Source organism: Bradyrhizobium sp. Pha-3 (assembly GCF_042258615.1).
Classification (GTDB): Bacteria; Pseudomonadota; Alphaproteobacteria; order Rhizobiales; family Xanthobacteraceae; genus Bradyrhizobium.
This window is the reverse complement of the sequence record NZ_CP170152.1, coordinates 1,445,001-1,470,270: the sequence shown is the minus strand read 5'-3', so window position 1 is coordinate 1,470,270 and position 25,270 is coordinate 1,445,001. Positions and strand designations below refer to the sequence as shown.

General features: G+C 64.1%; 21 protein-coding genes, 1 tRNA gene and 1 pseudogene (1 of these 23 running past the window's edge). 17 read left to right on the top strand and 6 right to left on the bottom strand.

Annotated features, from left to right (window positions below):
* Positions 1–143 precede the first annotated feature (143 nt).
* The 3 genes from ACE10Z_RS06835 to ACE10Z_RS06825 all read right to left on the bottom strand — a co-directional run bounded on the left by ACE10Z_RS06835 (position 144) and on the right by ACE10Z_RS06825 (position 2,732).
* Positions 144–1,337 carry a polysaccharide biosynthesis/export family protein gene (locus ACE10Z_RS06835; RefSeq protein ID WP_375787258.1) on the bottom strand — a complete coding sequence of 398 codons (1,194 nt, stop codon included), beginning with the start codon at positions 1,335–1,337 and terminating at the stop codon, positions 144–146.
* Between the two features lie 688 nt (positions 1,338–2,025).
* Positions 2,026–2,232: a hypothetical protein gene (locus tag ACE10Z_RS06830; RefSeq protein ID WP_375787257.1), complete on the bottom strand. Its 207-nt coding sequence runs from the start codon at positions 2,230–2,232 to the stop codon at positions 2,026–2,028.
* Between the two features lie 423 nt (positions 2,233–2,655).
* A tRNA-Met gene (locus tag ACE10Z_RS06825) sits at positions 2,656–2,732 on the bottom strand.
* Between the two features lie 316 nt (positions 2,733–3,048).
* On the opposite strand from ACE10Z_RS06825, the gene ACE10Z_RS06820 reads away from it, so the two are divergent.
* Positions 3,049–4,482: a coniferyl aldehyde dehydrogenase gene (locus tag ACE10Z_RS06820; protein WP_375787256.1), complete on the top strand. Its 1,434-nt coding sequence runs from the start codon at positions 3,049–3,051 to the stop codon at positions 4,480–4,482.
* Positions 4,483–4,605: 123 nt separating this feature from the next.
* Entirely contained in the window at positions 4,606–6,207 is a 1,602-nt protein-coding gene (locus tag ACE10Z_RS06815; RefSeq protein ID WP_375787255.1) for a GMC family oxidoreductase, read from the top strand.
* Between the two features lie 714 nt (positions 6,208–6,921).
* On the opposite strand, the gene ACE10Z_RS06810 is transcribed toward ACE10Z_RS06815, so the two are convergent.
* Positions 6,922–7,683 carry an SDR family NAD(P)-dependent oxidoreductase gene (locus tag ACE10Z_RS06810; protein WP_375787254.1) on the bottom strand — a complete coding sequence of 254 codons (762 nt, stop codon included), beginning with the start codon at positions 7,681–7,683 and terminating at the stop codon, positions 6,922–6,924.
* A gap of 109 nt (positions 7,684–7,792) precedes the next feature.
* On the opposite strand from ACE10Z_RS06810, the gene ACE10Z_RS06805 reads away from it, so the two are divergent.
* The 9 genes and pseudogenes from ACE10Z_RS06805 to ACE10Z_RS06765 form a co-directional block, all read left to right on the top strand.
* Positions 7,793–8,308, top strand: coding sequence for a CvpA family protein (locus tag ACE10Z_RS06805; RefSeq protein WP_375787253.1), 516 nt, complete (start codon positions 7,793–7,795; stop codon positions 8,306–8,308).
* A 335-nt stretch (positions 8,309–8,643) separates the two neighbouring features.
* On the top strand, positions 8,644–9,426 hold the full coding sequence (locus ACE10Z_RS06800; RefSeq protein WP_375787252.1) for an SDR family oxidoreductase: 783 nt from the start codon (positions 8,644–8,646) through the stop codon (positions 9,424–9,426).
* Entirely contained in the window at positions 9,423–10,412 is a 990-nt protein-coding gene (locus ACE10Z_RS06795) for an NADPH:quinone reductase (RefSeq protein ID WP_375787251.1), read from the top strand. The genes ACE10Z_RS06800 and ACE10Z_RS06795 overlap by 4 nt, the downstream gene beginning before the upstream one ends.
* 132 nt (positions 10,413–10,544) lie before the next feature.
* On the top strand, positions 10,545–11,393 hold the full coding sequence (locus ACE10Z_RS06790) for an MBL fold metallo-hydrolase (protein ID WP_375787250.1): 849 nt from the start codon (positions 10,545–10,547) through the stop codon (positions 11,391–11,393).
* 140 nt (positions 11,394–11,533) lie between these two features.
* Positions 11,534–12,376, top strand: a complete 843-nt coding sequence (locus ACE10Z_RS06785; protein ID WP_375787249.1) for a fumarylacetoacetate hydrolase family protein — start codon at positions 11,534–11,536, stop codon at positions 12,374–12,376.
* Between the two features lie 277 nt (positions 12,377–12,653).
* The gene (locus tag ACE10Z_RS06780) at positions 12,654–13,268 is read left to right on the top strand and encodes a glutathione S-transferase family protein (protein WP_375787248.1); all 615 of its coding nucleotides are present in this window, start codon (positions 12,654–12,656) and stop codon (positions 13,266–13,268) included.
* An 18-nt stretch (positions 13,269–13,286) separates the two neighbouring features.
* On the top strand, positions 13,287–14,477 hold the full coding sequence (locus tag ACE10Z_RS06775) for a serine hydrolase domain-containing protein (RefSeq protein WP_375787247.1): 1,191 nt from the start codon (positions 13,287–13,289) through the stop codon (positions 14,475–14,477).
* A 72-nt stretch (positions 14,478–14,549) separates the two neighbouring features.
* Complete coding sequence (locus ACE10Z_RS06770) at positions 14,550–15,419, top strand: MBL fold metallo-hydrolase (RefSeq protein WP_375787246.1); 870 nt, start codon at positions 14,550–14,552, stop codon at positions 15,417–15,419.
* Between the two features lie 281 nt (positions 15,420–15,700).
* A pseudogene (locus tag ACE10Z_RS06765) lies at positions 15,701–16,816 on the top strand (integrase core domain-containing protein); the annotation flags it as partial.
* 185 nt (positions 16,817–17,001) lie between these two features.
* Here the strand turns inward: ACE10Z_RS06765 and ACE10Z_RS06760 are convergent.
* Positions 17,002–17,544, bottom strand: a complete 543-nt coding sequence (locus ACE10Z_RS06760; RefSeq protein ID WP_375787245.1) for a methylated-DNA--[protein]-cysteine S-methyltransferase — start codon at positions 17,542–17,544, stop codon at positions 17,002–17,004.
* A gap of 152 nt (positions 17,545–17,696) precedes the next feature.
* On the opposite strand from ACE10Z_RS06760, the gene ACE10Z_RS06755 reads away from it, so the two are divergent.
* From ACE10Z_RS06755 to ACE10Z_RS06735, 5 genes are all read left to right on the top strand, one after another.
* Positions 17,697–18,506: an alpha/beta fold hydrolase gene (locus ACE10Z_RS06755; RefSeq protein WP_375787244.1), complete on the top strand. Its 810-nt coding sequence runs from the start codon at positions 17,697–17,699 to the stop codon at positions 18,504–18,506.
* Between the two features lie 389 nt (positions 18,507–18,895).
* Positions 18,896–20,152 carry a M20/M25/M40 family metallo-hydrolase gene (locus ACE10Z_RS06750; RefSeq protein ID WP_375787243.1) on the top strand — a complete coding sequence of 419 codons (1,257 nt, stop codon included), beginning with the start codon at positions 18,896–18,898 and terminating at the stop codon, positions 20,150–20,152.
* A gap of 255 nt (positions 20,153–20,407) precedes the next feature.
* On the top strand, positions 20,408–21,082 hold the full coding sequence (locus ACE10Z_RS06745; protein ID WP_375787242.1) for a GntR family transcriptional regulator: 675 nt from the start codon (positions 20,408–20,410) through the stop codon (positions 21,080–21,082).
* A gap of 57 nt (positions 21,083–21,139) precedes the next feature.
* Positions 21,140–21,940, top strand: a complete 801-nt coding sequence (locus ACE10Z_RS06740) for a phytanoyl-CoA dioxygenase family protein (RefSeq protein WP_097673904.1) — start codon at positions 21,140–21,142, stop codon at positions 21,938–21,940.
* Positions 21,941–22,097: 157 nt separating this feature from the next.
* A complete protein-coding gene (locus tag ACE10Z_RS06735; protein WP_375787241.1) occupies positions 22,098–23,405 on the top strand; it encodes an NAD(P)H-dependent oxidoreductase in 1,308 nt (435 codons plus the stop codon).
* Positions 23,406–23,705: 300 nt separating this feature from the next.
* Here the strand turns inward: ACE10Z_RS06735 and ACE10Z_RS06730 are convergent, their stop codons facing one another.
* Positions 23,706–24,791, bottom strand: a complete 1,086-nt coding sequence (locus ACE10Z_RS06730) for an NAD-dependent epimerase/dehydratase family protein (protein ID WP_375787240.1) — start codon at positions 24,789–24,791, stop codon at positions 23,706–23,708.
* A gap of 296 nt (positions 24,792–25,087) precedes the next feature.
* On the opposite strand from ACE10Z_RS06730, the gene ACE10Z_RS06725 reads away from it, so the two are divergent.
* Positions 25,088–25,270, top strand: the 5' end (the start) of a protein-coding gene (locus ACE10Z_RS06725; RefSeq protein WP_375787239.1) for a TRAP transporter substrate-binding protein. 906 nt of this gene lie beyond the right edge of the window; the window shows 183 of its 1,089 coding nt (coding positions 1–183); its start codon is at positions 25,088–25,090; its stop codon lies beyond the right edge, outside the window.

Here is a 25,270-nt window from a genome sequence, read left to right as displayed (position 1 = left end):
GAGAATGCCGAGATGTACGAGATTCAGCCGGAAAGCGGCGGGACCGCTCTGTCTCCAGGCCGTTACGGCAGCCTGCCGCGGTTTGAGGGCGACCACCGCCGTCTTCAAGACGACGATGTATCGCCCGTCGTACCGCATGCGGATCAGGGACCAGTTACGACCAGACTCCGAAGCGCCGCCCCATTGTAGGCTGCAACTATCGGATCATTGACCGTTGCGGTGACCAGCCTGATGTACGTCATCAGCTTCGCCGATTCCACCGCTGGAGCGTTCGACGTGTACAGCACGTCCTTGTTCCGGATCAGCACCTTCGTCGCCAGGAAGTACGTCGACGGGTCGCGCATATTGAAATTATACACGATCGGGATGATCGGCGTCGTGAAACGGCTCACGTCGACGCCCATCATCGCGGCAATTTCGCGCCGCTCACCGCGATAGAGGAAGATCGCTCCGGGATCAGCCAGCGCATCGTTCAGGCCGCCTGCCTTGCCCACGGCCTCGGCCACCGAAATTCGCCAGGCGTCGAAATTGAACTGACCCTGCTGGCCGGTCGCACCAAACGCCACAAACGTCTGCGGCTCACGATAAACGTAAACCGTATCGTTCGGATGGACCCAGATATTGTTCGACGGCTCGTACACCAGCGACCCAAACGGCACGGTCGCCTGCTTGCCGTTGCGCTCGAGCATGACCCAGGTGTCGAAGCCTTGTCCCTTGGGGCCGCCGGCACGCGTGATCGCATCAAGCAGGTGCTCGCCAGCAGCGTTTGCGGGATAGCGAATCGGATTGTTCACTTCGCCGAGAACACTGATGAGCGACGTCCGCTGATCAATGAGGGCGACGACAGCCTGCGGCTCGATCGCGCGATTCTTCAGCGCATCCGCAATCGCCTGCTGGACTTCGGAAGGCGTCCGCCCTTGCGCGCGGACGGCGCCGGCATAAGGAACGGAAATATTGCCTTTGTGGTCCACCGTCTGATTAGGTAGGGCGATGAAGTTGCCCGGCCGAACACCCGCTTCAACCGGGATAAACAGGCCGCCTGCGGCGGCCTCGAAGATGGTCACGCTGACGACGTCGCCCACGCCAAATCTGATTTCGCGGGGGGGCTGACGATCGGGATAGGTAACCGTCAACTTGCCCGTGCGCGCAAGTACGGACACCACGTCTGAATTGACGCGAACCAGCGCATACGGAAGGCTGTTTTCATCGACCGGCGTCTCGCTTTTTACAGCTTGGCTGGATGGCCCCGACGTCGGCAACATGCTGCACCCGGCCAGGCCAATCGTGCAGCTAAGGACGATTCCGGCAAAGAGTTTGATTTTAAGATTAGTCCCCATGCTGTCGGAACTCTCGTGGGCTCGGCGCAATCTCAAAGTGAATCTGCGTTGGAGCAGATTTTTGGATCGCGGCAGTTGCTGATTTGCAACGATCTTACGGGGCTCAACCAGCAGTTAACCAAGCTTGGCACGCTGGCGCGGATTTAGTTCGCTGGCTGCGGAGACATCATCATGGCGAGATGACGGACAGGTGGCAGATTTGGCGGACCTCACCTTGGTGAAGAGATCACCGGCTAGAGCCGGAACCGGCGTAGCCGCCCTTCGATTGGGAGCTATTGGAGCTTCCGAACGGACTTGCGAACGGGCTGCTAAATCCGGTGCTAACGCCTTGGTTGGTTCTCACCGCCGAATTCGGCCCGCCCGCCACCGTCGATCCGCTCTGGCGCTGCTGCGTAACGGTCTGGGTCGGGGTTTGCGATACGCCCTGTGCCATTGCTCTTCCTCCGGACAGCAATAACAGGGTCAGCACGGCTGTTCCGTATCTCATGAAACGCTCCTCCCAATTTTACGGACCGGGAACCGTCTCACGCCGCAGCGACGGCAAGAAATTCCGGTCGGCAATGCGTTAGCTGCCAATAGTGTTCGAAAATAGCAAACGGACCGGCGCGTTCAGAATTGGTGCGATGGGGACCGACGTAGACACCGCCGTTTCCGCGAAACTGGTCAGGCAGGCGACCCAACCGAGACATCAGTCGTCACCGTTGAGGTCACGAGGAAATGCAATGCGCTGGTTGCGAAGAATTTTCCGCCACGTCAGCCCGGCAATCCGGCGGCGGGCAGCGCCAAAGGCAACGGACAGGCCGAACGCGACTATTTCAAGAAATGCGTCGACAATGGAGGCAACGTGGACGACACCGCCGACAAGGACAAAAAATAATCGGGCGTGTGTCGACAACGCATCGAGGCAAGCGCGATTGAAATCCGGATGCGCATCGCCTGCACGCTTGGTGGTTCACCGAAGCACCTCGTCGATGGCGCATCGTACTGAGCGTTCCCCGCCGCAGCGACCTCCCCTGGTTCGGCTCACACGACTGTCGGAGCCATCCACGCGCCGACATCGTCGTGACGATCCCGCGAATTCACGGCGTCGATAATCCGATTGATCGGCGAGATCGACGGTACCCCAATCAAGCCACTCGAGATGGCCAGGGCAAGTCGACCTCCGCTGTTCGCGCCCGGTGTCGTTATGCCAACCGCGGGAGGTTGCGGTGTTTCGAACCCACGAAACCAAGTCGTTGATTGCGTTGCGGCGCGACGTTCGCCCCCAAAAACAAAAACCCGGCAATCCATTCAGATTGCCGGGTTTCCGTATCGAACTTGGTTGCGGGGATAGGATTTGAACCTATGACCTTCAGGTTATGAGCCTGACGAGCTACCGGGCTGCTCCACCCCGCGTTAAACCGTTGCATGCCTTGCAGAAAGAGTGCCCGAGCCGGTCGGCCAACGCATCAGATGGCGCCGATCGATCCGTCCGGAGGGCTTCCTGAGAAGGCGACCCGGGCCGAAGCCGTCGGGTGCGAGGGGTATGTATCAACGTGAGTACGGTTTGGAAAGCCCCGGATGCGGGTTTTTGAGGAATTTGTGACGCCGAAATCGGTGGTTTTCCTGGCAAATTTACCGCCGGGAACCGGCTCTTGCCAGATCGCGCGCAAAAGCGGAGCTTGGCGCCCAACAAAATCCGTCAAGGACACGTCATTCGAGGGGAAACGCCATGGACCGGCCATTGAAGAGCCCGGGGCTGCATGCGCTTGAGGACACCTTTCACCGCCAGTTCGAGCTGTCGCGGAGTGAGCCGGCGCCGACATTGCAGGCGCGGCTCGACCGGCTGCGCCGCCTGCGCGCCGCGCTGACCGAGAACGAGGCGCGATTCGAGGCGGCGATCTCGGCCGATTTCGGCCACCGCTCCACTGTCGAGACCGCGATCGCCGAGACCATGCTGGTGCTCGGCGAGATCAAGCATGCGGCCAAGCACCTCAAGGGCTGGATGGCGCCCGAGAGGATCCCGACCACGGTGCAGTTCGCGCCGGCCAGGAACCGGCTGATCCCGCAGCCGCTCGGCGTGGTCGGGATCATCGCGCCCTGGAATTATCCGCTGCAGCTGACCTTGGCGCCCGCGGTCGCCGCGATCGCGGCCGGCAACCGGGCCATGATCAAGCCGAGCGAGCTGGTGCCGCGTTTCGCCGCGTTGCTGGCCGAGGCGATCGCGAAGAAATTCGACACCACCGAGCTCGCGGTCACCGATATCGACGATGAAATCGCAAGGGCCTTTGCCGCCCTGCCGTTCGATCATCTGATCTTCACCGGCTCGACCCGCGTTGGCCGGCTGGTCGCGGAAGCCGCCGGCCGCAACCTGACACCGGTGACGCTCGAGCTCGGCGGCAAATCGCCCGCGATCGTCGACGGCTCCGCCGACATCGACGAGGCCGCGCAGCGCATCGCCTACGGCAAGCTGCTCAATGCCGGCCAGACCTGCATCGCGCCCGATTACGTGCTGGTGCCGCAAGCCTCGGTGCAGCCGTTCGCGATGCGGCTGCAGGGCCACATGCAGCACATGTTCGGTACCGATCCAAAAAATCCCGACTACACCTCGATCGTCTCGGACCGGCACTATGCCCGGCTCGAGGGCCTCGTCGCCGACGCCGCGGCAAAGGGCGCCACCATCATGCAGCCGGCCGCGCCGAACGATCCCGAGTGGAAGGCGAGACGCAAATTCCCGCCGACCGTCATCGTCGATGCCACGCCCGAGATGACCGTGATGCAGGAGGAGATCTTCGGACCGCTGCTGCCGGTCATGGGCACCCGCGACGCAACCGAGGCGATCGCCTTCATCAACCGGCGCGACCGCCCGCTGGCGCTGTACTGGTTCGGCACCGACAACGCCGCCCGCGACGCGGTGCTGGCGCGCACGGTGTCCGGCGGCGTCACAATCAATGACTGCCTGTTCCATTTCGCGCAGGCCTATCAGCCGATGGGCGGCGTCGGCGCGTCCGGCACCGGCGCCTATCACGGCGAATGGGGATTCAAGACGCTGACCAAGCTGAAGCCGGTGTTCTACCGCTCGCGCTTCAACCGGCTGGCCGATCTCTATCCGCCCTATGGCGCGAAGATCGCGCGGCTGGAGAAGCTGATGCGGCTGTTGTCGTAACTCGCAGAGCGTCATTGCGAGCGAAGCGAAGCAATCCATAGCGACGCACAACGGACGGACGGATTGCTTCGTCGCTACGCTCCTCGCAATGACGGATAAGAATAAAGACAGGGGGAAACAAACGTGACTGATACATTCGATTTCGTGGTGGTGGGCGCAGGCTCCGGCGGCTGCGCGGTGGCGGGGCGGCTGTCGGAGGATCCGGCGACCTCGGTGGCGGTGCTCGATGCCGGCGGCAAGAACGACAATTGGGTCGTGACCACGCCCGGCGCCATCATTCTCATGCTCTCGAGCAAGCTCAACAACTGGGCGTTCGACACGGTGCCGCAGAAGGGCCTCAACGGCCGCATCGGCTATCAGCCGCGCGGCAAGGGGCTCGGCGGCTCGAGCGCCATCAACGCCATGGTCTATATCCGCGGCCATCGCGCCGACTACGATCACTGGGCTTCGCTCGGCAATACCGGCTGGGGCTACGCCGACGTCCTGCCCTACTTCAAGCGTTCGGAGAACAACACCGAGCTCGACGGCGAATATCATGGCAAGGACGGCCCGCTCAACGTCACCGGCCTGCAGTCCGACAATCCGGTCAAGGAGATGTTCCTGCAGGGCGCGCGCGAGGCCCAGTTCCGGATCCGCGACGATTTCAACGGCGCCGAACAGGAAGGCCTCGGCATCTACCAGGTGACCCAGAGGAATGGCGAGCGCTGGAGCGCCGCGCGCGGCTATATCCATCCCCACATGGGCCGGCGGCCCAATTTGCGCATCGAGACGCAAGCGCAGGCGACCCGCATCCTCTTCGAGGGCAAGCGTGCCGTCGGCGTCGAATACATGCAGGGCAAGGAGAAGAAGGTGCTGCGTGCGCGGCGCGAGGTCATCCTCTCGGCCGGTGCGTTCCAGTCGCCGCAATTGCTGATGCTGTCGGGCGTCGGCGACGCCGCAGCACTCGGCAAGCACGGGCTCGCCAGCGTGCATGATCTGCCGGGTGTCGGGCAGAACCTGCAGGATCATCCGGACTTCGTGTTCGGCTTTGCCTCCGATGCACCGTATTTCTCGGGGCTGTCGTGGGGCGGCATCGGGCGGATCATCAAGGGTATCGGGCAATACCGGCGCGAGCGGCGCGGCCCGATGACCTCGAACGTCGCCGAATGCGGCGGCTTCCTGAAGACGCGACCTGAACTCGACGTCCCCGACATCCAGCTGCATTTCTGCATGGCCATGGTGGAAGACCACGGCCGCAAGCCGCGCTGGGGCACCGGCTTCTCCTGCCATGTCTGCCTGCTGCGCCCGGCCAGCCGCGGCAGCGTGTGGCTGAACAGCGCCGATCCCCTCGCAGCCCCCGCGATCGATCCGAATTTCTTCGGCGAGGACAGCGACGTCGAGACCATGGTCGCGGGCTTCAAGATGACGAAGCGGCTGCTCGACACGCCGGCGCTGCGCGCGCTGCAGCGAAAGGATATGTTCACATCAGATGTCCGCACCGACGACGACATCCGCAATATCCTGCGGGCGCGCTCCGACACGGTCTATCATCCGGTCGGCACCTGCAGGATGGGCACCGGCGATCCGCTTGCGGTGGTCGATCCGAAGCTGCGCGTTCACGGGCTCGAAAGTTTGCGCGTGGTCGACGCCTCGATCATGCCGACATTGATCGGCGGCAACACCAATGCACCGACCATCATGATCGGCGAGAAGGCCGCCGACATGATCAAGGCGGAGATGCGGTAACCAAATGGGAAGGGCGCGAGAGCGCCCTTGCCCACCTATGAGACTGCCGCCGCAGGGGCGCACTGCCAAAATATCGAAAACAACCCCATGCAGAGTAGCCGGCGACTGCCGGCGTTCGATACGGCAACTTGACTCGTCGGGCAACTCAGCGGTACTGTTCTATTATTCAGAAATCGTGCAGACGGCCTCAGCTTGCGCAGTGTCATCACCCGCGCAGGCGGGTGATCCAGTATTCCAGAGACCGCTGTGCTTGAGCCGAGAGGCCTCGGCGTACCGGATCGCCCGGTCCATGTGCGCAATTGCGCACAGGCCGGGCGATGACGGTGGTGGACGAGGATATCGCCTCACGTGCTCTCAGGATGACGGAGTGATTGCTCAGCTTGCTCAGTGTCATCACCCGCGCAGGCGGGTGATCCAGTATTCCAGAGACCGCAGTGCTTGAGCCGAAAGGCCTCGGCGTACTGGATCGCCCGGTCCATGTGCGCAATTGCGCACAGGCCGGGCGATGACGGTGGTGGACGAGGACATAGCCTCACGTGCTCTCAGGATGACGGATTGATTGCTCAGCTTGCTCAGTGTCATCACCCGCGCAGGCGGGTGATCCAGTATTCCAGAGACCGCAGTGCTTGAGCCGAAAGGCCTCGGCGTACTGGATCGCCCGGTCCATGTGCGCAATTGCGCACAGGCCGGGCGATGACGGTGGTGGCTGCGAAGTTAATTCAGCAAAAACCCGCCATCGACCGTCACCACCGTGCCGGTCATGTAGCGCGAGGCGCTGGAGGCGAGCAGCATGATTGCGCCGTCGAGATCGGATTCGGCACCGACGCGGCGCTGCGGAATCCGTTTTGCGAGCCGCTCGCCTGCCGGCGTCGACCAGAAATCATGGTTCATCTCGGTGTCGATATAGCCCGGCGCCAGTGCGTTGACCCGGATGTTGTTGCCGGCGAGTTCCAGCGCCATCGCCTTGGTGCCCTGGATCATGCCGGCCTTGGAGATCGCATAGGGCGAGACCGCCTTGAGCACGCCCTGCCCAAGCACGGACGCGACATTGATGATGTTGCCCGGCTGCTTGCGCAGGATCATGCGCCGCGAAAGCTCGGTCGCGAGGAAGTAGGCGCCCTTCAGATTGGCGTTGATCACAGCGTCCCAATCGGCCTCGGTCTGCTCGGTCGAGAGCTTCTCGATCGCGATGCCGGCATTGTTGATCAACACAGAGACCGGACCGAGTGCTGCTTCCGCGGCGTCGAGCGCCTTTGCGATACCGGAAATATCCGCAACGTCCATCTGCACCGCGGCTGCGCGGCCGCCTTTGGCCTTGATCTCCTCCGCGAGGCCTTTCAGCTTCGCAGTCTGGCGCGCCGCCAGCACCACCGCAGCGCCATGCGCCGCCAGCACGCGGGCGAACTGCCGCCCAAGCCCCTGCGAGGCGCCGGTGATGAGGATGATTTCTTTACTGACATCGAATAGGTCGGACATCGGCGGGTTCCCGGATTGAAGCGGACCAGTGATAGCGACAATTGTCCCTGATGTAAGCAGGTTTGATCAACCAGGGGACCGCAGGAGATTGGGGCAGGAATCCTTATCCATGAACCTCTTCGACATCGTCGTGACGCTCGGGTTGTTGTTCGCGGTCGTCACCGGCTTCACGACCGGCCTGCTGCGCAGCGCGGTCACCATCCTGGCCTATCTGGTCGCGGCGCCGCTCGCGGTTGCCGCAATGGCGATGATCGGGCCGCACATCGCGACGCTGCCGTCCTCGCCGTTCCCGCCCAACGGGGTGCTGCTGTTCGGCCTCTTTCTTCTGATCGGCGTCATCCTCGGCAAGATGGCGCGGACGATGCTCGACGACACCATCGGTTCGGAGATCGGGATCGGCGACCGCCTCGGCGGCGCGCTGCTCGGCGCGATCAGGGTCGGCCTCGTCGTGACCACGCTGGTGCTGGTGTTCGATCAGCTGGTGCCGCTGGCGAGGCAGCCGCAATTCCTCAACGGATCGCAATTGCGGCCGCTGTTCTCCGCGGCCGGACAGGCCGGCTTCCGGTCGCTGCCGCCCGAAGCCACCATGGCGATCGAGCGGTTGCGGCGCGAGCAGCACATCTAAAGCGTGACGAGATTAGGTTCAGCTGAAGCGGCGTCGAAGGTTTACCTCTCCCTTGGGAGAGGTCGATTTGCGCAGCAAATCGGGTGAGGGGTTACGATCTATCGAGAGAACGAGAGCCCTCACCCGGATTGCTTCGCAATCCGACCTCTCCCCGGCGGGGAGAGGTGAACCGAGACCGCGCCAACTCATTCTGCTTTACCCGAGCGCATTGCCCCGCCTGTTCCTACCCGGCATGCACTTATGCATTGCACGTCCCTTACCGGCGCCGCCGGGCTTGGCTAGACTGGCGCCATCGAAGCTTTACAAACCAACCCGACATCACAGGGAGTGAACTCGTGGATCTTGGAATCAAAGGCCGCCGCGCCATCGTCTGCGCATCGAGCAAGGGACTGGGCCGCGCCTGCGCGATCGCGCTCGCCAATGAGGGGGTGCATGTCACGCTGACGGCGCGCGGCGCCGAGGCGCTGAAGCAGACCGCCGACGAGATCCGTAAAGGCCATCCCACCATCACCGTCACCGAGATCGTCGGCGACATCACGACGGCGGCCGGACGCGAAGCCGTGCTCAAGGCCTGCCCCGATCCGGACATCCTGATCAACAATGCCGGCGGCCCGCCGCCCGGAGATTTCCGCAACTGGACCCGCGACGACTGGATCAAGGCGATCGATGCCAACATGCTGACGCCGATCGAGCTGATCAAGGCGACCGTCGACGGCATGATGGCGCGCAAATTCGGCCGCATCGTCAACATCACCTCGGCGGCGGTGAAGGCGCCGATCGAGATCCTCGGCCTGTCCAACGGCGCCCGCGCCGGCCTCACCGGCTTCGTCGCCGGCCTGTCGCGCAAGACCGTGATCAACAACGTCACCATCAACGGCCTGCTGCCGGGCCCGTTCGAAACCGACCGTCTGCGCGGCACCGCGAAGCCCGAGGCCGAGAAGCGCGGCATCTCAGCCGAGCAGGTCCTCGCCGAGCGAGCCAAGCTGAACCCCGCCGGCCGCTTCGGTCATCCCGACGAATTCGGCTACGCCTGCGCCTTCCTGTGCGGCGCCAAGGCCGGCTTCATCACCGGACAGAACCTGCTGCTCGACGGCGGCGCCTTCCCGGGCACGCTGTGAAGGCGGTCTGGTACGAACGAACAGGCGCGGCGCCGAAGGTACTTACCGTCGGCGAGATGCCGACGCCCGACGCCCGCCCCGGCGAGGTCCGGGTTCGCCTCGAGGCGTCAGGCGTCAATCCGGCCGATGTCGGCCGCCGCAGCGGTAACTATCGCGCGATGGAGTTTCCACGCGTGATCCCGAACAGCGACGGCGCGGGGATCATCGACCAGATCGGTGAAGGCGTGACGCGTTTTGCCGCCGGCGATCGCGTCTGGCTGTTCAACGGCCAGCGCAACGGCCGCGCCTTCGGCACCGCGGCCGAGTACATCACGCTCGCCGATTACCTGGTGACACCGCTGCCGCAGGACGTGTCGTTCGCGGCCGGCGCGACGCTCGGCATCCCCTGCATGACCGCGTGGTGCGCGCTGTTTGCCGACGGTCCGATCTCCGGGCAAACGGTGCTGGTCACCGGCGGTGCCGGTGCAGTCGGCCATTACGCCGTGCAATTGGCAAAGTGGGGCGGCGCGCGCGTGATCGCGACCGTGAGCTCGCAGGTCAAGGACGTCGAGGCACGGCTTGCCGGCGCCGATACGGTCGTCAACTACCGGACCGAGGACGTCGTCTCCAAGGTGATGGCGTTCACCGAGAACCGCGGCGTCGACCGCGTGATCGACGTCGATTTCGGCGGCAACCTCGCGACCACGTTGAAGATCATGGCGCTGAACTCGACGATCGCGGTCTATGCCACCAACGGTAACCGCACGCCAACGCTGCCGGTGCGCGAATTGATGGAAAAATGCATCACGGTGCGCTCGCTGGTGCTGTTCGCGCTGCCGCCGCCGCTGCTCGCGGCCGCGCAGGCCGACATCACCAAATGGCTGGCGTCGGGCACCCGGGTGCACAACATCGCCGGACAATTCGCGCTGGCGGAGACCGCCGAGGCCCATCTCGCCGTCGAGAAGGGCGACAAGATCGGCACCGTGATCGTCGACTGCGCGCGATGACAGGCACGCGCTCTCTTCGCCCTCTCCTCGCAGGCGGGCGAGGTGCACCGGGGCGCTTGCTTGATCCATTGCACCGGCGCGCGGAAACCCGCATGTTCTGACGAGAGAAACAAGAAACCGAGGACACGCCGCATGCATTGGACGATCGGCAAGGTCAAAATCACAAAGGTCGTCGAGCTCGAGACCGTCGGCAGCACGCGCTTCATCCTGCCGCTGGCCGGCCGGGAAGAGATCCAGAACCTGCCCTGGCTGATCCCGCATTTCGCCAATGAGGATGGCCGGCTGAAAATGTCGATCCATTCGCTGCTGGTCGAGACGCCGGAGCACCGCATCATCGTCGACACCGGGCTCGGCAATGACAAGCAGGGCCGCAACGTGCCGACCTGGAACAACCGCAGCGACCCGTTCCTGGAGAAGCTGACCGCGGCCGGATTTGCACCTGACAGCATCGACACCGTGCTGTGCACGCATCTGCATGTCGATCATGTCGGCTGGAACACGAAACTCTCCGGCGGCAAATGGGTGCCGACCTTCGCCAATGCACGCTACATATTCGGCCGGACCGAATTCGAGCACTGGCGCGACCACAGCGACGATGCCGCGCATGCTGCCGTGTTCGCAGACTCGGTGAAGCCGATCGCGGATGCCGGCAAGGCCGAACTGGTGCCGAGCGATCATCGCCTCACCGAAGAGATCACGCTGATCCCGACACCGGGACACAGCCCCGGCCATATGAGCATCCACATCAAGTCCGGCGGCGCGGAAGGACTGCTGACCGGCGACGTCGCGCATCATCCCTGCCAGATGTATCACCTCGACTGGTCGTCGACCGCGGACTCCGACCAGAAGCAATCGGCCGCAACGCGGCGCGAATTGTTCTCGCGCTTTGCCGACACGCCGACGCTGGTGATCGGCGGGCATTTCAACGCCGGCCACATCAGGCGCGACGGCGACGCCTTCAGGTTCATCGCGCTGGGATGATCGGCCCGAAATGGCCTTGACATAAGGCTTGGCAGCAATGCAGCGCGCTCATGGCGGTTGAATTTCCCGGCGCGCTGTTCCATGAAGCGTGTCGAGGTATACCAGTAACAATCCTCAAGACACCGTAGGGAGTGATCAACATGAAGCTTGTTCGTTATGGCGAAAAGGGTGCGGAAAAGCCCGGTCTGATCGATAAATCCGGCCAGCTCCGCGACCTCTCGGCCCATCTGAAGGACCTGACCGGCGAAGCCTACACGCCGGAATCGCTGACGAAGCTTTCCGCCCTCGATCCCGCCTCCCTCCCCGCCGTCTCCGGCAAGCCGCGCTTCGGCGCCCCGGTCACCGGCATCTCCAAGTTCGTCGCGATCGGCCTGAACTATTCCGACCATGCCAAGGAGACCGGCGCTCAGATCCCGACCGAACCGATCATCTTCATGAAGGCGAATACCTCGCTGTCCGGCCCGAACGATGCGGTCGAGAAGCCGCGCGGCTCGACCAAGCTGGATTGGGAAGTCGAGATCGCCGCGATCATCGGCACCCGCGCCAAATACGTCTCGGAAGCCGACGCGCTGAACCACGTCGCCGGCTATTGCGTCTGCAACGACGTCTCCGAGCGCAACTTCCAGACCGAGCGCCTCGGTCAGTGGACCAAGGGCAAGTCGCACGACACCTTCGGTCCGGTCGGCCCCTGGCTCGCCACCAAGGACGAAATCGCCGACGTGCAGAACCTGTCGATGTGGCTCGACGTCAACGGTCAGCGCCGCCAGACCGGTTCGACCAAGACCATGATCTTCACGATGGCGAAATGCATCTCCTACGTCTCGCAGTTCATGACGCTGCTGCCCGGCGACATCATCACGACGGGCACTCCGCCCGGCGTCGGCCTCGGTATGAAGCCGCCGACCTTCCTCAATGTCGGCGACGTCGTGACGCTCGGCATCGAAGGCCTCGGCGAGCAGCGCCAGGAAATCGTCGCGGCGTAATTGCCGGTCCGTCATCCCGCGCAACGGCTTTGCCGTTGCGCGGGATAACGGGGATACAGCGCAATCTCTCCCCTCGTCGTCCCGGCGAAAGCCGGGACCCATAACCACAGGGTTGAGTTGTTAGAAGGCTGCGGCCCCAGCGTCGCGCAACAATGACCTTCGGTGGTTATGGGTCCCGGCTTTCGCCGGGACGACATCGAGTATGTTGCGTCATCGAGAGTCATACATTCACGGTCTCTCAGGATGACGACTGTGTATGCGAAACGAGGTCATCACCATGAAACTCACCTTCTCTCCCGCCTCCCCGTTCGCCCGCAAGGTGCGCATCGCGGCGATCGAGCTCGGCCTGATCGACAAGATCGAGTTCGTGCCAGCCAGCGTCGCACCCGGCACGGCCAATGACGAATACTCCAAGATCTCGCCGCTGAAGAAGCTGCCGGTGCTGATCCTCGATCATGGCGACGTCATCTTGGATTCCTACGTCATCGTCGAATATCTCAACGAGATCGGCGGCGGCCGGCTGATCCCGGGCTACGGCCCGCGGCGCTGGCAGCTGAAGACCGATCATTCGCTGCTCAACGGCATGCTCGATTCCATGCTGCTGTGCCGCTACGAGAAGATGGTGCGGCCGCAGGGCTCGCTGTGGCAGGCTTGGCATGACGATCACTGGAACAGGGCCTGGGCCGGCATGGCGCGGTTCGAGAACCGGCCGGACGTGCTGAACGGCTCGTCGTTCGACATCGCGCAGATCGGCCTCGTCTGCGTGCTCGGCTACGCTGATTTCCGCTTTGCCGATTGCGGCTGGCGCAAGGCCTATCCGAAGCTCGACGCGTTCTACCAGAGAATGCTGGAGCGGCCGTCGGTGAAGGTTTCGGCGCCGCCTGCGGCGTAACCAAGACAGGGAGACAGCATGCGCAATCGCTTCTCCCTCTTGCATCTCTTCGGCGCGGGCCTTGTGCTCGCGCTGACCGTCCTGGGCACTGACGCGAGGGCCGACGGCATGACACCTCCACAACAAGACCAACCCTGCGGATCGCCGGCGGCGCTCGACGACGGCTGGGCTATTGCCACGCCCGACAGCGCCGGCATGGATGGCGCAAGGCTCTGCGGCATCGCTGCGCGGCTCGGCCTGCGCAGCAGCGAGGTGCATTCCGTGGTCGTGGCCCGCCACGGCAAATTGGTGTTCGAGCAATATTTTGCCGGCATCGACCAGCCGTGGGGACAGCCAGAGGCCCGTATCGAATTCACCGCGACGACCAGGCACGACATGCGCTCGGCATCGAAGAGCGTGACCTCGCTGCTGGTCGGCATCGCCATCGACCGCAAGCTGATCGCGAGCGCAGACGAGCTCGTCGTGAAATTCTTCCCCGAGCATCAGCCGGCGAAGTCGGCCGGATGGGACGCGATCACGCTGCGTCATCTCTTGACGATGTCATCCGGCATCAAATGGGACGAAGCGCTGCCTTGGAACGATCCGAAAAACGACGAGCCGCACCTCGCCTTCGACGCCGATCCGATCGGTTACGTTCTGGCTAGGCCCATCGTAGCGCCGCCGGACACGCTGTGGACCTACAATGGCGGCGGCACGGATCTGCTCGGCAACATCCTCGAACAGGTCGCCGGCAAGCCGCTCGAAGCCTTCGCGCGCGAGACGCTATTCCAGCCGCTCGGCATCAGCGATCTCGAATGGAAGACCTACAAGAACGGCAAGATCGCCGCCGCCGCCGGTCTCAGGCTGCGGCCGCGCGATGCCGCCAAGATCGGCCAGCTCTTGCTCGACCACGGGCGGTGGAAGGAGCGGCAGATCGTTCCGGCCGACTGGATCGCGCAATCGATCGTGCCGCGCTTCCAGGCCGTTGGCTATTTCGGCGGCACGCTGTTCTATGGCTATCAGTGGTGGATGGGCCGCTCGCTGTCCGACGGCAAGGAAGTGAAATGGGTCGGCGCGTTCGGCTGGGGCGGACAGCGCATCATCATCGTTCCTGATCTCGACCTTGTGATGATGACGACGGCAGCCCAGTACGGCCAGCCCAAGGAAGGTCTTGCGGCGATGGACATCCTCGCCAACATCATCATTCCCGCCGTGCGCGACGCGCACTAGACTCTTCTGCGCGGTTTCTTCACGCGAACCGGACCCCACTTCGCCTGAAAACGCCAACGCCAAGGAATCACCATGAGTCTGAAATTTGCCGCCGGCGATCTCACCATTCATCGCATTGTCGAGGAGGAAGGCCTGTTCCTGCCCGCGCGTGACATGCTGCCCGGACTGACACCGGAGCTGCTCGCGGAGAACCGCGGCTGGATGAAAGCGGCCGGCGCACTCGATGACATCGACACGCTGATCCTGGCGTTCCAGTCCTACATCGTGAAGACGCCGCACCACACCATCCTGATCGACAGCTGCATCGGCAACGACAAGCCGCGGCCGGGACGGCCAAGCTGGAACATGAAGACCGACGACAACTATCTGCGCGGCCTCGCGGCGGCGGGCTTTTCGGTCGGCGACATCGACTATGTGATGTGCACGCATCTGCATGTCGATCATGTCGGCTGGAACACGCGGCTCGAGAACGGCCGCTGGGTGCCGACCTTCCCGAACGCGCGCTACGTGTTCGACAAGAGCGAGTTCGACTACTGGACCGAGACCAACGCCAAGGCGGAAGTCCCGCCATTCGCCGACAGCGTGCTGCCGGTGGTCGAAGCCAAGCGGGCCGAACTCGTCGGCCATGATTTTGCGATCGGCGATCACGTCCGCATTTTGCCGACGCCCGGCCACACCCCGGGCCATGTCGCCTTCACCTTCGGCCGCGGCAAGGATGATGCGGTGTTTGCCGGCGATTTGATGCATTCGCCGATCCAGACGCATTACCCGGAGCTGTCGGCGAAATTCGATGTCGACCAGGCGCAGGCCGCAAGGACGCGGCGCGGCTTCCTCGAGCGCTATTGCGACACCGATACGCTGTGCTGCCCCGCGCACTTCCCCTCGCCGACGGTCGGCAAGATCAGGCGGAAGGGCAACGGATTCGTGTGTGAGACGGTGTAGCTGAGCGCTTACCCTCCCCTGGAGGGGTCGAGACGAGCGAAGCTCGCTCTTGGGTCGACGCGAATGAAATGAGCGGCGGGGTGGGGTGAAAGTCTCTCGTATCGGGTGCTGCCCGTGTTGAGAGATCACCCCACCCCGTCTCACACTGCGCTACGCTTCGTGTGAGCCGACCCTCCCCCTCCAGGGGAGGGTGACCACCGGTCCTAACCGGCTACATAGGTAACAGAATAGACCGGCGACATGGGTAACAGGTCAACTGATCGGCAAGGAGGAGCTTGCCGATGGGGTGGATGGAGACCTGTGCTGTGGATGAGCGGATGCGGTTTGTGGTTGCGGCGCAAAAGCACGAGGAGTCATTTGCGGCGGTGTGTCGGCGGTTCGGAGTGAGCCGTCGGGTGGGCTACAAATGGCTTGCACGGTTCGAGGAAGAAGGCGCGGCCGGACTGTTCGATCGTCCGCGAGCTCCTCTGCATCGTCCGCAAAGCGTTGCGGAGGAGATCGCCGAGCGCTGCCTTGAGGTGCGTCGGGCGCATCCGACCTGGGGGCCGATCAAGGTGCTGGCCTTTCTTGAACGGAAGTCACCTCGGACGGCATGGCCTGCGGCAAGCACGATCGGCGAGCTGTTCGATCGTGAGGGCCTGACGGTGAAGCGCAAGCTGCGCCGGCGTAGCCCGCCCTCGAGCGCGCCCTTTGCCGGTTGCGATGCAGCCAACGATACCTGGTGCATCGACTTCAAGGGCTGGTTCCTGACCGGGGACGGCATGCGCTGCGAGCCGCTGACGATCACCGATGCCTACAGCCGCTACCTGCTGCGCTGCCAGGTTCTGGCGCGCACCGACACGGATCATGTCTGGCCGGTGCTGGACGCGGCGTTCCGCGAGTTTGGGTTGCCGCATTACATGCGCTCGGACAACGGCTCGCCGTTTGCCTCGCGCGGCGCCGGAGGATTGTCGCGGCTGTCGGTCAAGCTGATCAAAGCCGGCGTGACGCCAGAGCGCATTGCACCGGGCAAACCTCAGCAGAACGGCCGCCATGAACGCATGCATCTGACCCTGCTGCAAGACGTTGCCAGTCCGCCGGCTCCCACCATGCGCGAGCAGCTCAAGCGCTTGCACAGCTTCCAGCATCTCTACAACCAAGAACGTCCGCACCAATCGCTCGACAACGCCACGCCAGCCGACCGTTACCAAGCCTCCTCGCGCCGCTTCCACGGTGTCTTGCGCGAGCCGGAATACGCTGACGATCAGGAGGTCCGCTCGGTCCGGCAGAACGGAGAGATCAAGTGGCTGGGCAACACGATCTACATCAGCGAAGCGCTGATCGGTGAGCCCGTCGGCCTGGCCGAGGACCAAGACGGCTGGACCGTCAGCTATGGCCCGATCGTGCTCGGCACGATCGCTCGCCGCGGTGACCAACTCCGCAGGCCGAGACGCAAAGCAAGAGGCTGTGGACTTGAGGACAACGCTGCGCGTTGCCCTCAGGGTCCACAGCCTCAACAACAACAGACCTGAACGAAACGAGAATTGTGTTACCCATGTCGTCGGTCTGAACTGTTACCCATGTTGCCGGTTGCTCACACCGCTCAATCAAACAGGCTCGGCGTGTGGTTCACCACCGCGCCTTCGATCTGCAGCATCTTCAGCTTGGTCACCACGCCGCCATTGGCCGAGAAGCCGCCCGGCTTGTTGCCGGCCGCCAGTACCCGGTGGCAGGGGACCACGATCGGGCACGGGTTGCGGCCCAATGCCTGGCCGACGTCGCGCGACAATTCGACGCCGCCGAGCTGCTTCGCGATATCGCCATAGGTCACAGTCTTGCCCGGCGGAATCTTCCGCGCGATGTCGTAGACGCCGCGGTTGAACTCCGGCACGCCGTCGAGATCGAGCACGATGTCGGCGAGGTCGTTCGGCTTGCCGGCGAGTAGCTCGATCATGCCGTCGATCGCATGCTGCACCTCGGCCGGCGGCGCCGCCTCGGTGACATCGCCGTTGCGCTGGAAGATGCGCTTGCGGGTCTTCTCCTCGGTGCCCATCGGCAGCTGCACGGCGGTGACGCCGTGCTCGCCCCAGACGACGCCACAGGCGCCGATCATGGTCTCGAAGATTGCAAAATGCTGGCCGGTCATGGCTCGCTCCAGATGTTCCTTCATATCGTTTGGGCTCACGCATGCGAGCCTGTTGCTGATCTGAAATCTAGGCTTGGAGAATGTTGCTATCCACCCGAATTCCGTGGGAACTTGGGTCAAATCAACAACATCTCCTGCCTGCGAGCCCTCGAATGCACAGCCTCCACGTCAACGGTTTCGACATGCCCTATCTCGATATCGGAGAGGGCCCGCCGCTGGTCTGCGTGCACGGCTCGCTGTGCGATTTCCGGATCTGGTCGGCGGTGCTCGGCCCGCTGACGCGGCGGCATCGCGTCATCGCGGTCAGCCTGCGGCATTTCTTCCCGGCGCATTGGGACGGCGTCGGCGACACCTATTCGATCGCACAGCATGTCGACGACGTGATCGCCTTCATCGAGGCATTCGACACCAAACCGGTCGACCTGATGGGGCATTCCCGCGGCGGCCATATCTGCTTCCGCGTCGCGCAGCGGCGGCCGGACCTGCTGCGCAAGCTGATCCTGGCCGAGCCCGGCGGCGAGCTCGACGAGAGTCTCGATCCCGATTTCAAGCCGGGCCCCTCGCCGCTGGCAGCACGCTTCGCGGCGTGTGCCGCTGAGATCGCCAAGGGCGACATCGACGGCGGCTTGCAGATCTTCATGGACGCGCTCGAAGGCCCCGGCGCCTGGAAGCGGATTCCGGCAACCTCCAAACAGCTCTTGCGCGACAATGCGACCACGCTGCTCGGCCAGACCCGCGACCAGCGCCCTCCGTTCTCGAAGGCCGACACGGAGGCGATCAAGACGCCGACGCTGTTCATCGGCGGCGCGAACACCAAGGGCGTGCTGCCGAAGGTGCTGCACGCGCTTGCCGCCAACGTGAAGGGCGCGCGCACCGAGATGATCCCCGGCACCACGCACCCGATGTTCGAACAGGCCCCGCAGCGCTATTGCGAGATCGTGCTGGAGTTCTTGGCGGCATAGGCAGTGCACCTCTCCCCCTTGTGGGAGAGGGTGGCGCGATGGCGCGTAGCGACATCGTGCCGGGTGAGGGGTTTCTCTCCGCGGAGACAGACCCCTCACCCGGATCGCATCTGTCGATGCGACATAGCCGAAGCTCTGCTTCGGCGTCCTGTTAGGAACGGCCGCCAATGGCGGCCTATCCCTCTCCCACAAGGGGAGAGGTGCAGTGAGTGGGCGGCACGTGCTGCGGGTCACGATATCAGGCGAGAGGATCGCGGCGATCGATGCGACCGCCGACGCCGCCGAGATCGAAACACTCGATGTCGAGGTGCTCGACCAGGCCTGACGCGGCTGGAGACAGGTGGTTTGCGATGTTAGTGTCCTCCCTGCGCTTTACAGGGAGGACACTCATGAAACTATCCGTCAAATTGCTCGCGTCGGCCGGTCTGTTCTCGCTCGCCCTCGCCTCGTCCTCTGCCTTTGCCGCCGCGGATGAAAAGCTGCGCGCGGCCGCCGAGCAGGCCCAGCCGGCCGTGATCGAGAGCCTGCATGACATGGTGCTGATCGAGTCGGGCTCCAGCGATGTCGAGGGCCTGAAGAAGATGGCCGACTACACCGAAGCGCGGCTGAAGGCGCTCGGCGCCAGGACCGAGCGGCGCAAGACCACGAAGGGCGCCGGCGCCGACATGGTGATCGCCACCTTTGAGGGCACCGGCAGCAGGAAGCTGATGCTGATCGCGCATATGGATACGGTCTATGAGCACGGCATCCTCGACACCCAGCCCTACAAGGTCGACGGCAACAGGATCTACGGGCCCGGCATTGCCGACGACAAGGGCGGCATCGCCGTCATCCTGCATTCGCTGAAGATCCTGAACGATGTGGGCTGGCGCGACTACGCCAAACTCACCGTGTCGTTCAACCCGGACGAAGAGGTCGGCTCGATCGGCTCCGGCGAGATCATCGCCGAGCTCGCCGACCAGCACGATGTGGTGCTGTCCTGCGAGCCGACGGTGGCACCGCCGGTGGCCAAGAACGAAAGCCTGCTGCTCGGCGCCAGCGGCACCGCGACCGGCACGATGGATGTGAAGGGCAAGGCCTCGCATGCCGGCGCCGCACCGCAGCTCGGCCGCAACGCGCTGATCGAGCTCGCGCATCAATTGCTGCAGACCCAGGACGTCGCGAAATCCATCCCGGGCACGCAGCTGAACTGGACCACCGCGAAGGCCGGCACCGTGCGCAACCAGATCCCTGATCACGCCAGCGCCGGCGCCGACATCCGCCTCACCGTTCCGGACGGCGTGCAGAAGCTGCAGGCCGCGCTCGACGAGAAGGTCAAGGACAGGCTGATCCCCGACACCGAGGTGACCGTGAAGGTCGCCGCGGGCCGTCCACCCTTCGTCGCAAATGATCGCGGCCGCGCGCTCGCTAAGCAGGGCCAGGCGATCTACGCCGAACTCGGCCGCACGCTCGATATCGCGGAGATGACCGGCGGCGCGACCGACGCCGGCTACGCCGCGCGGAGCGGTAGGGCCACCGTGGTCGAAAGCTTCGGCCTCGCCGGCTGGGGCTATCACGCCCGCGACGAATACATCGACACCAACTCGATCGTACCGCGGCTCTACCTGATGACGCGGATCCTGATGGAGCTGGGCAAGGCGAAGTAGGATCTCCTGACGACAATCGCCGTGTCATGGCCGGGCTTGTCCCGGGTATCCACGTCTTGGTTTGTGCATGAGGAAAGACGCGGATGGCCGGGACAAGCCCGGCCATGACGGATGGGCTCGGGCAGGGACAAGAAAAAAACTATATACAAATCAATATCTTAGGACAATTCTTGACTTAGCCTTGACCGCTCCCGCAACCCGCAGTAGCTTCTATTTCCGAACACGGAATTCCGTATTCCAATTTGGACTGATGGCATGATCCCGTTGGACCCGCTTCCAAACCTGATCGACCAGGTCTACGGGCGATTGCTCGAAGCGATCATCGACCGCACGCTGCTGCCCGGCCAGCGCATCACCCAGAACGAACTTGCCGATCGGCTCGGCGTCTCGCGCCAGCCGATCTCGCATGCACTGCACCTGTTGCATCGCCAGGGCCTCGTCGCCGAGAGCGGCAAGCGCGGCTTCGAGGTGACGCAGCTCGATCCGCAGCGCATCCGCGAGCTCTATGAAGTGCGCGGCGCCATCGATGCGCTGGCGGCGGGGCTTGCCGCGACGCGCGCAAGAGAGGATTCCGTGGCACGCGCACAGCTGGAAGCCGCGCTCGAAGCCGGACGCGCGATCGACGGCGACGCGCCGCTGGCGCGCCTGATCGCGCTCGACGTCGACTTCCACAGCGCGATCTACCGGCTGGCCGGCAATTCCGCGATCGAGGAAATGATCGCGCCGCAATGGCCGCATATGCGCCGCTCGATGGCGACCGTGCTCGCCGAGCTGGATTATCGCGGCAGCGCCTGGACCGAACACGAGACCATCGCCGCGCATATTTTCTCCGGCAACGCCGCCGCCGCCGAGGCTGCGGCGCTGGCGCATGCGCAGACGGCGGGGCGGATGACCGAAGAGAAGCTGAGGACAATCGACGTGGCGGCGTGAGCGGGATCATCGTGTCGCCGCAAGACCGAAGATCAACAATCAAAGGAGGAAAGCACCATGAAACTGACCCAAGAGCAGGTCGAATTCTTTCATCGCGAAGGCTGGCTGTTCCTGCCCGAACTGTTCAGCCAGGAAGAGGTCGATTTCCTGGCCCGCGAGGCGGTCGCGATCTATGACGCCAACCGCCCCGAGGTGTGGCGCGAGAAGAGCGGCGCGCCGCGCACGGCATTCGCCGCGCATCTCTACAACGAGGCGTTCGGCCTCCTCGGCGCGCATCCGCGCATGATCGACCCCATCGAGCAGCTGTTCGGTGAGAAGGTCTACATGCATCAGTTCAAGATCAACGCGAAGGCGGCCTTCACCGGCGACGTCTGGCAGTGGCACCAGGACTACGGCACCTGGAAGCGCGACGACGGCATGCCGGAGCCGCGCGCGATGAACATCGCGATCTTCCTCGACGAGGTGATGCCGATCAACGGCCCGTTGATGCTGGTGCCGCAGAGCCAGACCGCCGGCGACCTGAAAGCCTCGCACGATCTCGAGACCACGTCCTACCCGCTGTGGACGCTGGACGAAGAGACGGTGACCCGGCTCGTGAAGCAGGGCGGCATCGTCGCGCCGACCGGCAAGCCCGGCGGCATGCTGATGTTCCACGGCAATCTGGTGCACGGCTCGAGCGGCAACATCACGCCCTACCCGCGCAAGATCGTCTATTTGACGCTGAACGCGGTCTCGAACTACATCCGCACCCCGACGCGGCCGGACTACATCGCGCACCGCGACTTCACGCCGATCCAGACGGTTGCCGACGACGCGCTGCTGCGGCTGGCGCGTGCACCGCGCCAGGCGGCGGAGTAAACACGCTCGTGCCCCGGACGCAGCACAGCGCGCAGCGATGTGCTGCTGAGCCGGGGCCCACACACTTGTTCAGCTTCCTCCATGGGTCCCGGCTCTGCGGAGCAGCACTTCGTGCTGCACCGCGTCCGGGACATGGCAATCATCCCGGACACCCATCATGAACCTGCATCACCTCCTCAAAACCCGCGCTGCCGCCGGCAAGCCGGTTCGCGTCGCCCTGATCGGCGCCGGAAAATTCGGCTCGATGTTCCTGTCGCAGGTGCCGCACACGCCGGGGCTCGAGGTGCCGGTGATCGTCGATCTCGACCGCGACCGTGCGCGCGAGGCCTGCCGCACGGTCGGCTGGGACGATGCACGGATCAATGCGACCACCTTCACCGACGACGGCGCGCGCGCCATCGCAGGCGGCGCGATCGACGTGGTGGTGGAAGCGACCGGCAATCCCGCGGTCGGCATCCGCCATGCCCGCGCAGCAATCGCCGCCGGCAATCATGTCGTGATGGTCAATGTCGAAGCCGATGTGCTGGCGGGGCCGCTGCTCGCCGAAGAGGCGCGCAAGGCCGGCGTAGTCTATTCGCTCGCCTATGGCGACCAGCCGGCGCTGACCGCGGAGATGGTCGATTGGGCGCGCGCCACGGGTTTCCGCGTCGTCGCCGCCGGCAAGGGTACGAAATACCTGCCGGCCTATCACGACGTGACGCCGGAGGGCGTGTGGCAACATTACGGGCTCACCGCGGGCGAAGCGCAATCCGCCGGCATGAACCCGCAGATGTTCAACTCCTTCCTCGATGGCACCAAATCCGCGATCGAGATGGCGGCGATCGCCAATGCCTGCACCCTTGACGTGCCGTCGGAGGGCTTGCTGTTTCCGCCCTGCGGCGTCGACGACCTGCCGCACGTGATGCGGCCGCGCGACAAAGGCGGCGTGCTGGAGAAATCCGGCATTGTCGAAGTGGTGTCGTCGCTGGAGCGCGACGGCCGTCCGGTGTTTCGCGATTTGCGCTGGGGCGTCTATGTGGTGCTGGAGGCGCCGAACGATTATGCCGCCGATTGCTTCAAGCAATACGGCCTCAAGACCGATGCGTCGGGCCGCTATGCTGCGATGTACAAGCCGTATCATCTGATCGGGCTCGAGCTGAACATTTCCGTGCTGTCGGCAGCGCTGCGCAACGAGCCGACCGGGCAGCCGCGCGGCTTTCGCGGCGACGTCGCGGCGGTGGCGAAGCGCAATCTGCGCGCCGGCGAGATGCTCGATGGCGAAGGCGGCTACACGGTGTGGGGCAAGCTGATGCCCGCCTCCGCCAGCCTCGCCGCCAGCGCATTGCCGATCGGGCTTGCGCATCGGGTCAAGCTGAAGAACGACATCGCCCACGGCGCGGTGGTGCGCTGGAGCGACGTCGAGGTCGACGAGAGCAACGACACCATCAAGACGCGCAAGGCGATGGAGACGGCGTTCTCGCGCTAGATGATGAGATGAGGTTGAGCTGGAGCGGCGTCGAAAGTTCACCTCTCCCTTGGGAGAGGTCGGCGCGCAGCGCCGGGTGAGGGGTTACGGTCTCTCGTTGGAGCTGCGGCCCCTCACCCGATTTGCTGCGCAAATCGACCTCTCCCCGCTGGGGAGAGGTGAGCCGAACCCGAGGCCAAACCGATTCAACCTCACTTCATCGCTATGGCGCTCTCTTACCGTTCACTCCAACGGAGCGACGTCCTTCGCCTCTCTCCCCGCAAGAGCGGGGCGAGGGAGACGAGAGAGCTTGGGCTGAACTCACGGCAACAACCGGCTCACCTTCGCCAGCTTGAACCATTTGCGGAACATCGCTTCCGTATCCATCATCTCGGTGAATCCGGCCTGGTTGATCTTCACTGTCGACACGATCGACGGCGGCCCGGCCTCCGTCTGCCCGTAGCGCATGCTGTAATCGGCATATTGGAAGGACAGGCCGACGAACTCCTCCAAGCCGGGCGCGATCAGATCGTGCTTCTTGCGCAACTCGTCCCACAGCGCGATCCATTTCGGATACTCCTGCGCGAGCGACAGCGGCACATGCCGGCCCGGCGCCATCTCGAGCGCATCTGATACAGCGGGCCAGATATTTTCCCAGGTGAAGACATCGCCATTGGTGACGTTGAAGGCTTCATTGCGCGCGGTTTCGGCGTCGCCCGACCAGGCGATCGCGCGCGCCAGGAGATCGACGTCGACCGCCTGCGCCACACGCGGCGCGCCGCCGGGATAATCGAGCGACCTGCCCTGCGCACGCAGCACCGCCGCATAGACGCCGAGCGGCGGGATCAGGTCCATCGCACCGCCCATGGCTTCGCCGATGATCAGCACCGGGCGAAGGATGCTCCAGTGCCAGCGCTTGCCGCGCTGCAGCTCGCGCAGGAAATTCTCCTGCGCCCAGTAGAAATTCGGCTGCTCGTACATTTCCGAGCGGCCCTCGCGCGCCGGCACCATGAGCGGCCGGACGTGCACGCCATAGGCCTTGGTGCCCTGCAAGAGCGCGACATGCTTGAGATCAGGGGCGACGGGTTCGAGCACGCCCATCAGGTTGCGCAGCATCCGGTCGTTGGTTTCGATCTGCCCGGCATCGCGCCAGCCATCGACCAGGCTCGGCGCCTCGTAGAGCGCGGCATAGATCAGGTGCGTTGCGCCGGCGAGCTCGGCCGCGGCGCGACGGCAATCCTCGGCGCTGGTGAGGTCGATTCGCGCATGCTGCGCGCCGTAGAGATCGCGCGGCTTGCGGCGCGACAGCGCGATGCGCTCGCAATCGCCAGATGCGCCGAAGTGTCGCAAGGCGGCGTTGCCCACGAGGCCGGTCGCGCCGGCGACCACGACTTTCTTGTTGGCCATGTCCTTGAACTCCCATCAACTCCCCTGCCGTCGTAGCAGATCGCAGCACGGCCGACAGGTATCGGATGAGACCAACAGCGCCGATTTCCCTTCGCAGTTGCAACCAAGGCGGGCGCTTGATTTCCTCCGGCAAACCATCATCCTGACCGGCGGAACCGAAAGCTCGGATTTCCACACACAAGAGCCCGTCGAGGGCCAACGGACACATCACCACAGCAACGTCGATCGATCGGCGAAGAAAGACGGCATCAAGATCGTTCCCCTTGTCGAGGCATCGGCACACAGGAGGGATACGCATGAAGCGTCGTGATTTCTTGAGGGCAGGCGGCGTCGGGCTGGCTGCGACGGCGGTGGCTGCGCCCGCGGTCGCGCAATCGATGCCGGAGGTCAGGTGGCGGCTCGCGGCAAGCTGGCCGAAGGCGCTCGATACGCTTTATGGCGGCTGCGAATTCTTCTGCAAGCGCGTCGCCGAAATCACC

Excerpts from the sequence above, each read along its gene's own strand:
- ACE10Z_RS06835 (WP_375787258.1), bottom strand. The coding sequence starts at position 1,337 with ATGGGGACTAATCTTAAAATCAAACTCTTTGCCGGAATCGTCCTTAGC.
- ACE10Z_RS06820 (WP_375787256.1), top strand. The coding sequence starts at position 3,049 with ATGGACCGGCCATTGAAGAGCCCGGGGCTGCATGCGCTTGAGGACACC.
- ACE10Z_RS06810 (WP_375787254.1), bottom strand. The coding sequence starts at position 7,683 with ATGTCCGACCTATTCGATGTCAGTAAAGAAATCATCCTCATCACCGGC.
- ACE10Z_RS06805 (WP_375787253.1), top strand. The coding sequence starts at position 7,793 with ATGAACCTCTTCGACATCGTCGTGACGCTCGGGTTGTTGTTCGCGGTC.
- ACE10Z_RS06790 (WP_375787250.1), top strand. The coding sequence starts at position 10,545 with ATGCATTGGACGATCGGCAAGGTCAAAATCACAAAGGTCGTCGAGCTC.
- ACE10Z_RS06785 (WP_375787249.1), top strand. The coding sequence starts at position 11,534 with ATGAAGCTTGTTCGTTATGGCGAAAAGGGTGCGGAAAAGCCCGGTCTG.
- ACE10Z_RS06780 (WP_375787248.1), top strand. The coding sequence starts at position 12,654 with ATGAAACTCACCTTCTCTCCCGCCTCCCCGTTCGCCCGCAAGGTGCGC.
- ACE10Z_RS06775 (WP_375787247.1), top strand. The coding sequence starts at position 13,287 with ATGCGCAATCGCTTCTCCCTCTTGCATCTCTTCGGCGCGGGCCTTGTG.
- ACE10Z_RS06770 (WP_375787246.1), top strand. The coding sequence starts at position 14,550 with ATGAGTCTGAAATTTGCCGCCGGCGATCTCACCATTCATCGCATTGTC.
- ACE10Z_RS06760 (WP_375787245.1), bottom strand. The coding sequence starts at position 17,544 with ATGACCGGCCAGCATTTTGCAATCTTCGAGACCATGATCGGCGCCTGT.
- ACE10Z_RS06755 (WP_375787244.1), top strand. The coding sequence starts at position 17,697 with ATGCACAGCCTCCACGTCAACGGTTTCGACATGCCCTATCTCGATATC.
- ACE10Z_RS06750 (WP_375787243.1), top strand. The coding sequence starts at position 18,896 with ATGAAACTATCCGTCAAATTGCTCGCGTCGGCCGGTCTGTTCTCGCTC.
- ACE10Z_RS06745 (WP_375787242.1), top strand. The coding sequence starts at position 20,408 with ATGATCCCGTTGGACCCGCTTCCAAACCTGATCGACCAGGTCTACGGG.
- ACE10Z_RS06740 (WP_097673904.1), top strand. The coding sequence starts at position 21,140 with ATGAAACTGACCCAAGAGCAGGTCGAATTCTTTCATCGCGAAGGCTGG.
- ACE10Z_RS06735 (WP_375787241.1), top strand. The coding sequence starts at position 22,098 with ATGAACCTGCATCACCTCCTCAAAACCCGCGCTGCCGCCGGCAAGCCG.
- ACE10Z_RS06730 (WP_375787240.1), bottom strand. The coding sequence starts at position 24,791 with ATGGCCAACAAGAAAGTCGTGGTCGCCGGCGCGACCGGCCTCGTGGGC.